The 16,497-nt window shown below is 62.9% G+C and carries 9 protein-coding genes; 7 read left to right on the forward strand and 2 right to left on the reverse strand.

All coding sequences use genetic code 11. From position 1 onward, the window contains the following. Positions 1–5,848 (forward strand): immunoglobulin-like domain-containing protein (locus ACODSK_RS29895; protein WP_489021365.1); only part of this gene is annotated, 5,848 nt, incomplete at its 5' end. A 137-nt stretch (positions 5,849–5,985) separates the two neighbouring features. Continuing rightward, entirely contained in the window at positions 5,986–6,327 is a 342-nt protein-coding gene (locus ACODSK_RS29900; protein ID WP_489021367.1) for a tryptophan synthase subunit beta, read from the forward strand. 206 nt (positions 6,328–6,533) lie between these two features. Here ACODSK_RS29900 and lapD read toward each other — a convergent pair whose 3' ends face one another. Next, on the reverse strand, positions 6,534–8,465 hold the full coding sequence (gene lapD, locus ACODSK_RS29905; RefSeq protein WP_489021369.1) for a cyclic di-GMP receptor LapD: 1,932 nt from the start codon (positions 8,463–8,465) through the stop codon (positions 6,534–6,536). 9 nt (positions 8,466–8,474) lie between these two features. Continuing rightward, positions 8,475–9,137 carry a cysteine protease LapG gene (lapG, locus tag ACODSK_RS29910; protein ID WP_489021381.1) on the reverse strand — a complete coding sequence of 221 codons (663 nt, stop codon included), beginning with the start codon at positions 9,135–9,137 and terminating at the stop codon, positions 8,475–8,477. A gap of 340 nt (positions 9,138–9,477) precedes the next feature. Between lapG and ACODSK_RS29915 the strand changes: the two genes are divergently transcribed. The 5 genes from ACODSK_RS29915 (at position 9,478) to ACODSK_RS29935 (ending at position 16,389) form a co-directional block, all read left to right on the forward strand. Continuing rightward, the gene (locus ACODSK_RS29915) at positions 9,478–10,167 is read left to right on the forward strand and encodes a GntR family transcriptional regulator (protein ID WP_489021371.1); all 690 of its coding nucleotides are present in this window, start codon (positions 9,478–9,480) and stop codon (positions 10,165–10,167) included. Positions 10,168–10,769: 602 nt separating this feature from the next. Then, positions 10,770–11,546 (forward strand): DUF3050 domain-containing protein, encoded by a 777-nt coding sequence (locus ACODSK_RS29920; protein ID WP_489021373.1) that lies wholly within the window; start codon positions 10,770–10,772, stop codon positions 11,544–11,546. Further along, the gene (locus ACODSK_RS29925) at positions 11,543–12,490 is read left to right on the forward strand and encodes a diiron oxygenase (protein WP_489021375.1); all 948 of its coding nucleotides are present in this window, start codon (positions 11,543–11,545) and stop codon (positions 12,488–12,490) included. The genes ACODSK_RS29920 and ACODSK_RS29925 overlap by 4 nt, the downstream gene beginning before the upstream one ends. Beyond that, positions 12,487–15,897, forward strand: coding sequence for an amino acid adenylation domain-containing protein (locus tag ACODSK_RS29930; RefSeq protein WP_489021377.1), 3,411 nt, complete (start codon positions 12,487–12,489; stop codon positions 15,895–15,897). Before ACODSK_RS29925 ends, ACODSK_RS29930 begins: the two co-directional genes overlap by 4 nt. Positions 15,898–15,921: 24 nt before the next feature. Beyond that, positions 15,922–16,389 (forward strand): SRPBCC family protein, encoded by a 468-nt coding sequence (locus tag ACODSK_RS29935; protein ID WP_489021379.1) that lies wholly within the window; start codon positions 15,922–15,924, stop codon positions 16,387–16,389. Positions 16,390–16,497 lie beyond the last annotated feature (108 nt).

A 16,497-nucleotide genomic window follows, 5' to 3' on the forward strand; every position in this document is an offset into this window, starting at 1 on the left:
GACCGCGACCAACTCGGTCCAGGAAGGCGGCCAGATCACCTACACCGCCAAACTGTCCAACCCGGCCGGCAGCGCGATGACCGTAAGCCTGTCCAACGGCTCGACCATCACCATCGCCAAGGGCCTGAGCGAAGGCACGGTGACCGTCGATGCGCCGCGCAACAGCGTCTATGTGGATGCCACCAGCGTCAGCGCCAGCATTGCCGGCACTACGGGCGGTGATTTCGAGAAAGTGAACGTCAGCGCCACGCCGGCGATCACCTCCGTCACCGATACGCTCGATACCTCGACCGTGACCCTGACCGCGACCCCGAGCGTGATGGAAGGCGGCGTGGTGACCTACACCGCCACCGTCAGCGCACCGGTGACCGTGTCGCCGCTGGTGATCAGCCTGGCCAACGGGCAGTCGATCACCATCGCGGTCAACGCTACCAGCGGCTCGGTGGACTTCACCGCACCGAACAACGTGTATGCCACCAACTCGGCGCTGAGCAACAGCATCACCGGCGTGACCGGCGGCAACTACGAGAAACTGGTGACCGTCGGCACGCCAAGCACCGCGGTGACCGACAACCCGAACAACCTGGACACCACCGGGGTCAGCCTGACCGCCACCGGTACCGTCCAGGAAGGCGGACAGATCACCTACACCGCCAAGCTGACCAATCCGGCCGGCAGCGCGATGACGATCAGCCTGAGCAACGGTTCGACCATCACCATCGCCAAGGGCCTGAGCGAAGGCAGCGTGACCGTCGATGCACCGCGTAACAGCGTGTACGTCGACGCCACCAATGTCAGCGCCAGCATCACCGGCACCAGCGGCGGCGACTTCGAGAAGCTGAATGTCAGCGCCACTCCGGCCGTGACCGCAGTCACCGACAGCATCGACACCAGCACCGTGACCCTGACCGCCACGCCAAGCGTGGTCGAGGGCGGCGTGGTGACCTACACCGCGACCGTCACTTCGCCAGTGACCGTCGCGCCGCTGGTGATCAGTCTGGCCAACGGTCAGTCGATCACCATCGCGGTCAACGCCACCAGCGGCACCGTGACCTACGTCGCACCGAACAACGTGTACGCCACCAACGCGCCGCTGACCAACAGCATCACCGGCATGACCGGCGGCAACTACGAGAAGCTGGTCAGCGCCGGTACGCCGAGCACCACGGTCACCGACAGCCCGTCGAACCTGGACACCACCAACGTCACCCTGACCGCGACCAACTCGGTCCAGGAAGGCGGCCAGATCACCTACACCGCCAAGCTGTCCAACCCGGCCGGCAGCGCGATGACCGTGACCCTGAGCAACGGTTCGAGCATCACCATCGCCAAGGGCCTGAGCGAAGGCACGGTGACCGTCGATGCACCGCGCAACAGCGTGTATGTCGATGCGACCAACGTCAGCGCGACCATCACCGCCACCACCGGCGGCGATTTCGAGAAGCTGAATGTCAGCGCGACTCCGGCCGTCACCGCGGTCACCGATACCCTCGACACCTCGACCGTGACCCTGACCGCGACCCCGAGCGTGGTCGAGGGCGGTACCGTGGTGTACACCGCGACCGTCAGCTCGCCGGTGACCGTATCGCCGCTGGTGATCAGCCTGGCCAACGGCCAGTCGATCACCATCGCCGTCAACGCCACCAGCGGTTCGGTGAACTACACCGCGCCGAACAACCCGTACACCAGCAACCCGGCGCTGACCAACAGCATCACCGGCGTCAGTGGCGGCAACTACGAGAAACTGGAAGCCTCCGGCACCACCACCACCACGGTCACCGACGGCCCGATCGACACCACCACCGTCAGCCTGAGTGCCACCAGCAGCGTGGCCGAAGGCGGCCAGATCACCTACACCGCGACCCTGACCAACCCGGCGGCGTCGGCGGTGACCGTGACCCTGTCCAACGGCTCGACCATCGTCATCGGCAAGGACCAGCTGTCCAACAGCATCACCGTGGCCGCCCCGGCGGATACGCCGTACATCGATGCCACCAACGTCAGCGCCAAGATCACCGGTGCCACCGGCGGCGGCTTCGAGAACCTGACCTACAGCAGCACCGCGGCGGTCACCCAGGTCACCGATACCAACACCCCGACCACCATCAGCATCAGCGGCAGCACCGCTGTGGCGGAAGGCGCGACCGGTTCCTACACCATCAACCTGAGCAACCCGTCGCAGTCGGCGGTCACCGTCAAGCTGAGCTACACCGGCACCGCCACCAACGGTTCGGACTACACCGGCGTGACCACCGTGACCATCCCGGCCGGCGCGAGCAAGGTCGACTTCACCATCCCGACCATCAAGGACCTGGTCACCGAGGGCACCGAGCAGTTCACCGTCAAGATCGATTCGGCCAGCGGTGGCAACTTCGAGAGCGTGGTGGTCAGCCCGACCCTGGGCAGCGTGACCACCTCGATCTTCGAACCGGCTCCGGTGCTGGACCTGGACGCCAACGATTCCAGCGGCAAGACCGGTGCGGACTACCAGGTCACCTTTACCGAAGGCCAGGCGGGCTCCGGCGTGTCCATCGGCGATGTGGACCTGAGCATCACCGACTACGACAGCACCCTGATGACCGGTGCCACCGTGACCCTGACCAACCGCATGGCCGGCGACGCGCTGAACCTGGGCAACAGCGTCAACGGCATCAGCATCAATGCGGTGAGCACCAACGACAAGGTCACCCTGACCCTGACCGGCACCGCGACCATCGCCGACTACATCCAGCGCCTGAAGAACATCACCTTCATCAACACCAGCGATGACCCGAGCAGCACGCCGCGGATCATCACCGTGACGGTGACCGACGGGGTCAACACCTCGAACGTCGCCACCACCACGGTCAACGTGGTGCCGGTGAACGATGCGCCGACCGCCGCCGGTGGCGAGATCACCGGGACCGAGGACACCGACCTGGCCCTGACCTGGAGCAGCCTCGGCGTCACCGACCTGGACAACCTGCCGAGCGCGCTGGGCATCACCATCACCCAGCTGCCGGCCAACGGCACCCTGCAGTACAAGGACGGCAGCACCTGGAAGACCCTGACCGCCGCCGATGCCGGCAAGGTGTTCAGCAAGGCCGATATCGATGCGGGCAACCTGAAGTTCGTGCCGCAGGCCAACCAGTCGGGCATCACCGCCAACGGCGGCACCGGCGTGGGCAACCAGCAGGCGGACTACGCGCAGATCAAGTTCAAGCCGTATGACGGCCAGGTCCTGGGCAACGAGGCGACGCTGAAAGTCGACATCAACCCGGTCGCCGACGCCCCCACCCTGTCCATCGGCAGCAACGCCGTGGCTTCGATCGGCCTGACCAAGGAAATCTGGACCGGCCTGTCGGGCCTGGGTACCAGCGGCAACGGTGCCGACGCCGCGACCCTGAAGTCGGTGATCGATGCAGCAGCCGGCAAGGCCAACTCCTCGGCCATCGTCACCAACGTGCAGTCGGCCTCGGACGTTGCCGCAGGTACTGCGTCGAAGACCTCCGGCCTGATGTACATGGAAGCCGGCAAGACCTACAAGTTCACCGGTACCGGCGACGACAGCCTGGCGGTGGTGGTGGGCGGCAAGGACGTGGCCAGCACGACCTGGGGCGCCGGTGGCCAGCTCAATGGCACCTTCACCCCGACCAAGAGCGGCTACTACACCGTCGAGATCTACCACTACAACCAGGCGGGTCCGGGCAGCTATGACGTCAACGTGTCGATCAACGGCGCCACGGCGATCGACCTGAGCCAGGCCGGTACCGCGCTGTACCCGACCACTGCGGCACTGGCGGCAGCCGGGGTGACCATCACCGACTTCCACGGCACCAGCGGCAAGGGCTACTACGACGCCTACAAGCTCAACGAAAGTGGCGAGAACGGCACCGTCAAGCTGGTCGGCATCAGCACCGCGCTGACCGATACCGACGGTTCGGAAACCCTGAGCCTCAAGCTCGGCGGCATCCCGACCGGCTCGGTGGTGGCCGACAACGCCGGCCACAGCGTCACCGTGGGCAGCACCGCGGTGGACGTGACCGGCTGGAACCTCAACGCCCTGACCATCAAGCCACCGGCGTACTACAACGGCAGCTTCAACGTGTCGGTCACCTCGACTTCCACCGAGACCATCAACAGCAACGCCGCCAGCACCACCGGCAGCATCAAGGTGACGGTCTATGCGGACACCTATGCGGTGGTCAACGCCACGGCCGACAGCGATACCTGGACCGGCACCGATGGCAACGACGTGATCGTCGCCGACATCAACGGCCTGCACGTGGTACCGGGGCAGAACTACAACCTGGCGTTCATCGTCGATACCTCGGGCAGTATGAAATCCGACGGCGTGGACGCGGCGCAGAAGGCCCTGCAGTCGGTGTTCACCACGCTGTCCAACAGCGTCCAGGGCGCCAGCTCCGGTACGGTGAACATTCTGCTGGTGGACTTCGCCACCCAGGTGAAGACCACCGTGTCGGTCAACCTGGCCGACAGCGGCGCCCTGCAAACCCTGAAGAACGCCCTGACCGCCATGTCGGCCGGCGGCGGTACCAACTACGAGGACGCCTTCAAGACCACCGCCAACTGGTTCCAGACCCTCAAGAATGCCGGCGTCAGCGCCAGCAACCAGACGTTCTTCATCACCGACGGCCAGCCGACCTACTACCAGAGCGGCGAGCGCACCAACCCGACGCTGGTGAAAGCCAGCGGGTCGAAGGCCGAGGTCACCATGGACGGCTACCTGACGTCGATCGGCTACAAGCTCGGCCAGGTGGTCAACGTCAACATCGACAGCAGCAACCGCCTGACCATCGACAGCAGCGGCAACCTGAACCTGTACAAGAACGGCAGCTACTACTCGTCGCTGAGCGGCACCCTGCATGCCGAGGGTGACGGCACCTACGAGCTGTCGAGCCTGGCCGGCCAGGGCAGCTACACCGACTCGGACACCAGCAGCAACTCGCTGGCCAGCTTCGCGACCCTGAAGGCGCTGTCCACCGTCGAGGCCATCGGCCTGAACAGCGGCGTCAACACCAGCGACCTGAAGCCGTATGACTCCGACGGCGTGCCGCAGACCAACATCGACCCGAGCAACCTGGCCAACGCCATCCTCGGTCACACCGAGGCCACCCTGCCGGGCAACGACACGGTCAATGCCGGCGACGGCAACGACATCGTGTTCGGCGACCTGATCCTGTTCGACAACATCTCGGGCAACGGTGCCGAGGCGCTGCAGGCCTATGTCGCCGGGAAGACCGGGCTGGATGTGTCGGCCGTGGATGGTCGGGTGCTGCACCAGTACGTCACCGAGCACATCAGCGAGTTCGACATCTCGCGGACCAGCGACGGTAGCGACACGCTGAATGGCGGCAACGGCAACGACATCCTGTTCGGCCAGGGCGGCAATGACATCCTTGATGGCGGTGCCGGCAACGACATCCTCCTGGGTGGCAGCGGCAACGACACCCTGCTCGGCGGCGAAGGCAACGACCTGCTGTTCGGCGGCAAGGGCAACGACACCATGACCGGCGGCGGCGGCGCCGATACCTTCATCTGGAAGGCGGGCGATACCGGCAACGACATCATCAAGGACTTCAAGCCGGCCGATGGCGACCGTCTCGACCTGAGCGATCTGCTCCAGGGCGAGAAGGCCAGCACCATCGACAACTACTTGAAGATCACCACGGTGAACGGCGAGTCGACCCTGCAGGTCAGCAGTGAAGGCAAGCTCAATGCCACCGGCGGTATTGCCAATGCCGACGTGACGATCAAGCTGGAAGGGGTGAACTGGTCCAATACCACGATCAACTCGTTGATCAGCGGTGCGGACCCGACCATCAAGATCGACCACAACAACAGCTGATGAGCCAAACGTCGCCAATCCCCAGGGGTTGGCGTCGTTTTTTTGCCTGATCGATCACGGCGTCGCATACTCATGCGCCGCCTTGCGCCCTATTGACTAAGCTGCTGACGATGGATTCGACGACACGAGGTAAAACCATGTTCTACGTGCAACGCGATGCGGCAGGCCAGCTACTGCGGGTCGAAGCGGCTGCCTTTGCCGAGGCCACGGAAATACTCCCGGCCGATCACGCCGAAGTGCAGGAGTGGTTCGCGGACGATGTGGTAGAAAACAGCCTCAAACAGCTCAAGCAGAGCGACCTGGACATGATCCGGGTGCTGGAGGACTTGATCGACGTGCTGACCACCAAGGGTGTGATCAGCATCACCGACCTGCCGCCCGGAGCCCAGGCCAAGCTGCTCAACCGCAACACTGCGCGGGCTGCGCTGGGCGGGTTGAACAACCTGATCGACGAAGACGAGCATGGCGGGCTGATCTGAAGCAGCCCAGAACCCGTGGGACTTGCCAGCTCACATGGAAGAAATCACTACTTGTTGATTTAGCGGGGACTTGTGGGAGCTGGCTTGCCAGCGATTGGTTCAGTGAATTCACTACTGCAATCGCTGGCAAGCCAGCTCCCACAGGGGCCACGTCGCTCACCTGCTCTTGACTCCCACAGGTTCCTGGCAGGCCATGAAACTAGCATTCAGCGCCAGGGCGCCGGCTCACCTACCAGCCGACCCTGCACGCCCTGGATCTCCATCTCCCGCAGTACCTGCAACTCCCCTTCGGTTTCCACGCGCTCGGCGATCAGCGGCAGGTCGATGCTGTGGGCTGCGCGCTGCACGGCCTCGATGAAGATGCGCTTGTGCTGCTCTTCGTCGATGGCGCGGATGTAGCTGCCGTCGATCTTCAGGTAGGCCAGGCCCAGGTGGGCGAGGTTGCCGATCATGCTGAAGCGTCCGCCGAAGTGCTGCAGGCTCAGGCTGAAACCGAGACCGCGCAGGCGCCGGGTAAGTTGCTCCAGCACCGCTTGCTCGGGCAGTTGTTCTTCGGCGATCTCCAGGGTCAGGCGCGGGCCCAGGGCGGCATGCTGGCCGAGCAGGTCGAAGACCTTTTGCAGGCTGGCCGGGTTGGCCACGGTGGTTGCCGAGAGGTTCAGCGCCAGCGAACGGTCATGACCGTGCATCTGCTTGAGCACCTTGTCGAGCATCACCAGGTCGAGCCGGGTGGCCCAGCCGAAGCGCTCCAGGGCCGGCAGGAAGCGGCCGGCGGCGATGGTTTCGCCACGGTCGTCGATCAGCCGCGACAGCACCTTGTAGTGCAGCACGCGGTCCAGCTGATTGCTGTCCACCACCGGCTGGAAGAACAGCTCGAAGCGGCCGTGGGTCAGGGCGTCGTCCAGCAGCACGTGCCACTGCCGGTGGGTGTCGCTGGCCTGGGTTGCGGAGCCTTGCTCCAGGCACACCCAGGACGGCTCCGGCTGGCTCTGGGCACGGACCAGGGCCTCGTCGGCCAGTTGCAGCAGGGCCTTGGGTTCGTCACCCGGGCTGAAGGGCGCCAGGCCGATGCAGGCGGACGGGGTGACATCGGAAATGCCCCGCAGGCCAGCGTCCAGGGCCTCGGCCAGGCGGATCGCATCATCGTGGCTCAGGCCCGGAGCGAGCACGGCGAATTCACCGCCACGGCTGCGGGTGATCAGGTTGTTGGTTTCCGGGAAGCCGGCACAGATGCCTTTCAGTTGCTGGCCGACCGCCTGCAACAGCTGGTCGGTGCGCTGGCCGCCAAGACGCTGGTTCAGTCCGGCCAGGTCCTGTACCCGCAGTAGCAGCAGGTAGCCGTCGCGGGCTTCTTCCAGATTGCTGACCCGGGCTGTCAGCTGCATTTCGAAATAGCGCCGGTTGGCCAGGCCGGTGAGGCTGTCCTGGTAGGACTCGACCCGCAGCTTCTCGCTGCGCTCGGCCTGCTCCTGGTACAGCGCCTTGAGCTTCTCGACCATCTGGTTCATGGCCTGCACCACCCGGCGCAGTTCGGGGGTTCGCGGCAGGTCGGGCAGGCTGAGGAATTCGCGGCGGGCGATGGCGTGGGACTGCTCGACCATATAGTCCAGCGGACGCAGCTGGCGACGCAGCAACAGCGCGCCGGCGATGGCACTGAGGGCACCACACAACAGCAGCCAGCCGAGACTGCCGAGGGCGCTCTGCCACAGCTTGGCGAGGGCGAACATCGGGTGGCTGACCACCTCGACCCGGGCGGCCTGCTGCCAGCCGCGCATGACGATGGCGTCGCCTCCCGCCGCTTCCAGGCCGATCAGCTTGATGAACCATTGAGGTACGCCGCCCGGATCGGGATCGGCATGGCGCTCGACCAGCACCGCGTTGGAGCCCAGGTCAACCACACGGATGCTGGCGTAGTAGCCGCTGTCGAAGATCGAACTGATCAGCAGCTCGACCATCGCCGGGTCATCAAGGTTCGGTGTCAGCGACAGGGCCAGCGCCGTGGCGGCGTCCTGGGCGTGGGAACGCAACTGGTTGACGTACTGGCTGCGTGAGCTTTCCAGGCTGACCATGAAGCTGCCACTGAAAGCGACCACCAGGAACAGGCAGATGGCGAGCAGCAATTGTTTGAACAATGACATTGGAGCTCCTCAGTAGACCGGCTCGGCAGGGAATCCCTCCGCCTGCATTTTTTTCAACAGATCCTGCCAGCGCGACAGGCGCTTGGTGTCCCCGACTTTCTTGTTGCCCGCCGCGCCGGTCAGCCACAGGCCCTCGCCGTTGAAGGCGTAGACCGGCAGAAGATCGGGGCGCTGGCTGGCCGGCTTGATGGCGTCCATCAGGCTGTCGAGTACCAGGGGCATGGCGTCAGGGCTGGAATAGTAGGTCAGGACCATGTGCGCGCGGTTCTGGCGCAGGGCCTTGACGTAGGTGATGCGCAATTTGTCGGCGGGGATGCCGAGGCGGCGCAGGCTGAAGTACTTGGCGATGGCGTAGTCCTCGCAGTCGCCCGCGCCCTTGATCAGCGACTGGACAGGCGTGGCCCAGTAATCGACTTCGTGCCACAGGTCGATGTCCTCTTCATAGCGCAACTGGCGGTTGAAGAACTGGTTGACCACCTGCAGTTTCTCCGCCTCGCCGATCTGCTTTTGCGTCGCCAGCAGTTGCTGCCAGGCGTCGATGCGCTGCTGGCCGGCACCGAGCGGGCCATACAGGGCGGCGGCCTTGCGGCTGATCTGGGAAAAGTCCCAGTCCGCGCGCAACCCGCCCAGCAACGCCAGGCCGAGCAGCAGGGCAAGTCCCACCCGGCGCATGGTCAGATAAAGGGTCCAACGTATCGCCAAGGCAAACTGTCCGCGAAATCCCTGGAAACGCCGATGGTGCCGCCAGACCGGTGAAAAAACAATGGCACAGGACAATCACCCGGCCATCACGTCTCGCGGGCGCCCGACAATCGGTTGACGCCCGGCCCGGACGGCCACTTTCTTTCCCTCTAAAGTTCATTCAGGATTAGCGCCGATTCAACCGCAGGCCGCGTCCGACGTGGAGCGAAACGATTCCGCCAACGCACGGCCGGCGCGGTTTGACAAGGACCGACTCCCTCACTAGCTTGATTGGATCCAATCTCGCACCGAATTTCAGGACATCACCAGCGTGGCCGGAAAAACCAAACTCCTGAGCAGTATTCTGGGTGACGAACAGGTGCCTGCCAGCCAGGCCCGTAGCGTGATTGAAGAGCGCTTGCGCAGTGCCATTCTCGATGGTCGGCTGGCTCCTGGCATGGCTATTCGCCAACAGGAGTTGGCGACGCTGTTCGGGGTCAGCCGCATGCCGGTCCGCGAAGCGCTGCGTCAACTGGAGGCGCAGGGCCTGCTGGCGGTAGTGGCGCACAAGGGCGCGGTGGTGGCCCCGCTGATCGGCGAGGACGCGGTGGATACCTACGAACTGCGGGTGATGCTGGAAACCGAAGCGCTGCGCCAGTCCATTCCCCTGCTCGACGCCGAGGATATCGCCCGGGCCCGCGGCTACATCGCCGAGCTGGAAAACGAGACCCGACATGCCGAGATCGGCCGGCTGAACCGGCTGTTCCACATGACCCTGTACAGCAAGGCGCACAACAAGAAGCTGCTGCGCCTGATCGACAACGAGCTGCTGCAGGAGGAGCGCTTCCTGCGCTTTCACCTGTCGTCCATGGGCCTTGGCAAGCTGACCCAGGACGATCACAACGGCCTGGTCGACGCTGCCAACGACAAGGCCATCGAAGACGCCATCGTGGTCCTGAATCGTCACCTGAACAATGCGATGAGGACCATCCGCAACTACCTGAGCAAGAAAGACGCGTAACACGCTGCGGGCCGGCCGCAATGGCCTGCCCGCCTTCTGCGCTACCCCTTGTCTGCACCCCTCGCCTGCATCGACTTCGTCGAGCCATGACAGCCATGGCCTTTTCTGCACACTCTAATTTCAGCGAGTGACCGATTGATCGGCTGCAACAGGGCCTCGGTCGCTTGCCCGAATCCACCAGCAGAAGGAGCGCGCCCTGGGCGAGGGCCAATTGCGATCAACCGCCCCATTAATCAGCCAATCAACTTTCAGGTTCGAAAAGTGCCCGGGGTGAGGCATTCACTCACGACAACTTCACTTTGGCGATTAATAGCCGAGGCGGACACTTTCATTTAAATAAAACAACTTAAAAGTGTTTTATCGGACACTTTCAACTTGCAGAAATATCACGCCAGAATATATCCACAAAACGACTTGCGTAAAACTTTGAAGTTGCCTTAGCTTCAACACGCCAGTGGCATATCCCCAGGATCACCAGGGACCACTGCGCAAATATGCCATCCGCCCGCGTTCGAAGGTTAATTGCGACTGGGTATCCGTTCGCCTTGAACAATAGCCATCGACCAACTTTCGTTGCCATCAGGTCACTCAAGGAACTTGCAATGAACAGTCTCGAACTCCTGTTGCATGAAAAGAAAACCGAACTGGCCAACCATCCGATATTTTCTGAAATCAATTCGTTGCCGATATTGCGGCGCTTTATGGAAACCCATGTTTATGCGGTATGGGATTTCATGTCGCTGACCAAACGCCTGCAACAGGAACTGACGTGCATCCAGTTGCCCTGGCTACCACCACGGGATCCGCAGGCGGCACGGCTGATCAACGAGATCGTCCTGGGCGAGGAGTCGGATGATCGTCCCGACCGGGGCCACTACAGCCATTTCGAGTTGTATCTGGACGCCATGCGCGAGGTCGGTGCAAGCACCGCGGGCATCGAGCGCTTCGTCGCCTTGCAGCGCGATGGCCTGCACCACCGTGCCGCACTGCAGGGCGCCCGGGCCAGCGAGGCGGCGCGGCACTTTGTCGACCAAACCCTGGACACTGCAATGAACGCCCCTGCCCACGCGGTCGCTGCCGCCTTCCTGCATGGTCGCGAGAGCGTGATACCCGGCATGTTCCAGCGCATCCTCGACGAATGGGGCATCACCGGCAGCCAGGCGCCGACCTTTCGTTACTACCTGCAACGGCATATCGAGGTGGATTCGGAGGATCACGGGCCGGCGGCCGGGCAGTTGCTGGCGCGGCTGGTCAACGACGAACCGCAGCGCGAACGTGAGGTGTACGAGGCGGCCATCGCGGCGGTGGACAGTCGTCTGGCGTTCTGGGACCGCTTGCGTCTGTCGATGCGTCAGGAAGTTGCCGAGGCCAGCGTATGAACAGTCTCGACTATGAGTCATTCGCCGACACCTGGGAGGATCGAGCCAGCATCCGCACCCGCCCCCGCCGCCGGGTGGAGAACGATCATCGGCTGGTGTATCCGCTAAGCCGGTTGCCCTTGGTGCTGACCGCGACCTTCCAGCGTGAATGCGCGCATCTGCGCGACTTCGCCTTGGTCCAGGGCCTCTACAAGTTCATCAATGACGTGGTGATCTTCGAGACCGAAATCGTCGACCGCACCGCTCGCGCCATTGCCAAGGACCGCTTCGCCGTGCGCTTCCCCTTCGCGTGCCGCTACGACGCCATGACGGTGGTGGTGGACGAGGATTATCACGCCCTGGTGGCGATGGACTTCATGCAACAGACCATCGCGTTGAGCGGCATCGAGCCGATGATCCTGCCGACGGAAATCGAGTTGAGCCGGGCCATTCCTGCGGCGCTGGCCCTGGTGCCCGGGCATCTGCGCGATGCCGTCGAGCTGATTTGCGTGGGCATCGCCGAGAACACCCTGACCAACGATGTGGCCGCCTTTGCCAGGGACGAAAGCGTAAAGCCGTCGATCAAGGGGCTGATGGCCGATCACCTGCTCGACGAGGGCCGCCACTCGACCTTCTGGGCACGCTTGACCCGGATCTACTGGAGCCAGGCACCGGAGGCGGACCGCCAGGTCATTGCCGGGGTGCTGCCGGTGTTCATCCGGCATTACCTGACCAACGATATCCAGCGGGACTTCGAGCTGCAGTTGATCGCGGCCCTGGATATCGGGGAGGCGGTCGCCAAGGCTTTGCGTGAAGAAGTGGCGGGGATGGAGTGGCCGATTGGTCATCAGCACCCGTTGTTGGGAAACATCCTGCGCTTTTTCAGAAGCAGCTCACTGCTTGACGCGCCTTGCGTGCAAGAGGCACTGGCCGACTACCTGCCGTCGCCAAGGAGGGAGTCATGAGACGCCTGGAGATCGTTCTGGCAGGCACCAGTCCGGCACTGCGCCTGCTGCATGAGGAGTTGCAAGAGCACGGGCATGCCGTGCACCTGCTGGAACGGCTGGAAGCGAACCCGGTGTCCAGGCCTGGCCTGGTGATCGAGGACGGTAGCCTTGAGTTGCCCGACTTCAATGGCTGCGATTTTTTCAGCCTGCGGCTGGGCAGTGGCGAGGTGGCCGCTGGCGAACTACCTGAGCTGGAGTTGCTGTACTGGGTCGGTACGGCCCGGGCGCAGCGGCTGATCGATCGTCAGCTACTGATGGAGGACAACTCCGGCAATGGCCAAGCGCTGCGTATGAAGGCGCTGAAGACCTTGCAGGAGCGGGTGGCACTGCATGTGGGTCGTCTCTCTCGCAACCCGGAGTACTTTCGTGAGGTACAGGCCATCGGTCCGATGCAGTTGGCTCATGAGCACCCTTTGTCGTGGCTTGAGCAATTGGCCTGGGTGCATGTGTTCAACCGCAGGACCGAACCGGAGTTGCTGCGGGAAAGCGCAACGCCGGTGATCGTGCGCCTGGAGCAAAGCCTTCGGCGGCATGCGCAGCTACCGGCGCTGAACTTCGATGGCCGGCGGGTCAGCTATGCCCAGCTGCATCGGCACGCGCTGGCGATACAGGCGCAACTGATGCCGATGCTGAAGGGTGATTCACCTGTGGTAGCGGTGTGTCTGCCGAAGTCTGTGGGGTTGTATGCCAGCCTTCTGGCGGTGCTGGGCTGTGGTGCGGTCTATCTGCCGCTGGATCCGGCAACGCCTGGCGAACGCCTGCGCTTCATCCTGAGGAATGCCCAGGCAAAAGCGCTGATTCACGGGGGACATGTCGGAGCATTGGATCAGGCAATTCCTGCGCTGGAGTTGAGTTGTCTGCCTGATGTGGAGGATGGCGCAGGACTGCTGCGGTGCGAGCCTGACATCGAGGCGCCGTGCGTCGCGATCTACACCTCGGGGACCACTGGCCAGCCCAAGGGGGTGGTGCTCAGTCAACGCAATATCAGCCATTTCCAGGCGTGGTACGGCAAGCATGTGCAACTGACGACCCACAGCCGCGTGCTGCAGTTTTCCACGATCAACTTCGACGCTTCACTGCTCGACATCCTGCCGACCCTGGTGTGCGGTGCGGAACTGGTGGTGCCGGATGAAGAGCAGCGCCGTGATCCGGCAAGGCTGGAAGCGCTGATGTGTCGCCAGGAAGTCAGCCATGCCTTTCTGCCCCCTGCCCTGCTTAGTCTGCTGAGGCTGGAGAACATCAGTCTGGAACACCTGGTCACTGGGGGCGATGTCTGCGAGCCGGAGGTTATCGATCGCCTGGCCGGGCGTTGCCGCTTGCACAACATCTATGGGCCGACTGAAACCACGGTGCTTGCTACTACCCGGGTCTTTGCTGTCGGGGACAACGTGCGCAATCTCGGGCTCCCGATCAGTAACGCCCGGGTGCATGTGCTGGACGAGCATTTGCAGCCGGTAACGGAAGGCACCAGCGGCGAGTTGTACATTGGCGGGCCTGGGGTCGGCCTGGGTTATCTGAACAATCCGTCCTTGAGCGAGGAGCGTTTCATCACGCTCGAACTGCCTGATGGCGAACAACTGAGGCTGTACCGAACCGGTGATCTCGCCCAGTGGACTGGTGACGGCATCGAGATCTGCGGGCGGCGGGACAACCAGGTGAAGATTCGCGGGTTTCGTGTCGAGCCCGAGGAGATCGAATATTGCCTGCGGGAGAGTCGGCTGTTCGCTCAGGTTGCTGTGGTGATCGATACGCAGCGTCGGGTGCTGGCCTTTGTCACCCAGCCGCGGGAGAGCGACGCGATGGGGCGGCTGCGCGCCTATGCCGAGCAGCATTTGCCTGACTATATGCGGCCGTTGCTCTATCAGGCGCTGGAGCGGATGCCATTTACCGCCAATGGCAAGGTCGATCGGCGGATGTTGCTGGAGTTGCCCGTAACTTTTGCTTGCGCGAGGCAACGCGTACCACCGGTGGGTGAGGTCGAGCAGCGGCTACTGGGTCTTTGGGAAGAGCTGTTGGAGCTGACGGCGGAAGATATTTCCACTGACGACAGTTTTTTCAATCTCGGCGGACACTCGATTCTTCTGTCGCGACTGTTGCTGGCGGTGCGCGAACATTTCGGGCGTGGTGTGCCCCTCAATCGCTTTATCGAGGAGCCGACCTTGCAGCGTCTGGCCGCGCTGCTTGGCGGGGAGCTTTGCGCAAGTGGCACGCTGCACCCACAAGCCCTGGAGGACGCGGAACGGCCACTGGATCTGCAGGCCTTGCCGCTGGAGCGGATGGGGGATGTGCACAGGGTTATCGTCACCGGGGCCAACAGTTTTCTCGGCGTGCATATTGTCGAGGCCCTGCTGGGATGGGGAGCGACCGAGGTGGCCTGCCTGGTGCGTCGTGGAGAAAAGAATTCGGCGCGGGACCGGTTTGCCCGGGCAGTGAGCGACAACCACATCGAGGGCCTGGACTGGGGGCGCGTTCGCGTACTGGAGGCAGATCTGCGGCTGCCGCGACTGGGGCTGGGCGATGCCGATTACGAGGACCTGGATCGGCGCTTTGGGGCACTTATCCACAACGCAGCGCTGGTCAATCATGTGCTGGATTATCCAGCGCTGGCGGCGCACAACGTAGAGCCTCTGTTCGAGTGCCTGCGCCTGTGCGAAGGGCACACCAAGAAGATCTTCAACTTCGTTTCCACGCTGTCCGCCTGTAGTGCCAAGAGCGCAGAAGGACGGGTGCTGGAGCAAGCGCCGGCAGTGACGCCGCCACTGTACATCCGCAATGGATACAACCTGAGCAAATGGGTTGGTGAGCGCATTCTCCAGCGCGCAAGGGAGCAAGGGGTGCGGGTAAATCTGTTTCGACCTGGGAACATTACCTTCAACAGCCAGAGCGGTGTCTCTCAGCCGCACAGGAATCGGCTGATGCTGATGCTTAAGGGATCGCTTCAGTTGGGACAGGTGCCTGCATTGGATCTGGAGTTCGATCTGATGCCAGTGGACTTCCTGGCGCGCTTTATCGCCTTCCATGGCAGCCGCTATTGCGCCGAACGGTGGGTGTTCAACCTGCATAACCCCGAACCCCTGCGCTGGGAGCGATATGTCACCACCTTTCGCGAGTGCGGGCATGCATTCGAACTGGTCAGCGTCGCGCAATGGCAGAGCGAACTACACCGGGTCGATCGCGATAACGCGTTGTTCGATGTTCTTGGCTTCTATCTCGAGGGTTTCGAAGAGGACATCGGCGATACCTCAATGATCGACCATGGCAACGCCCGTGAAGGGGTGCGCTGCATGGGCGAACGCTATCCGGAGAAGAGTCCGGCCCTGCTGGAGCGGGGCTGCCGGTATCTGCGGGAAATCCGCTTTATCTGATTCATCACCCAGAGGAGCAACATCATGCAAGTACTGAAACCTGACACGCTGATTCGTAATCCCGAAGGTTGCCTGGTGGTATCTCAGGTCGTTATCGCTGCTCCGGCGAGCAGCGTGTGGAGCATCGTCGGCAATTTCGCCGGCTTTGCCGTGTTCATTCCGGCCCTGAGTCATATAGAGATGACGGGCACTGGCGTGCGTTCGATCCGCAAGAAGTTCTTCAAGGACAACAACTTCGTTATCGAACAACTCAACTCGCGGGACGAGCAGGCCATGACCATGACCTGGAGCCTGATCCATACCAGTCTGAATATTGGCAACTTATGGGCTGCGATGGAGGTAAGGGATCTTGGCGATGGTGGCAGCCAGGCGACCTGGACCATTCAAGGCGAACCTTGGGAGGGAGGGCCGGAGGCGTTGCCGGCATTCCAGGCCTTCCTGCAGAAGTTTGCAGACGAGGCGATGGGCAACGTGCGTAATCTGCTGAGCTAGGCCCTGAAAAGACAAAACCCCTGTCTGCAGTGCAGACAGGGGTTTTGGAATTTAATCTTGACGATGACCTACTCTCACATGGAGAAGCTCCACACTACCATCGGCGAT

The organism is Pseudomonas sp. FG98 (assembly GCF_057808595.1).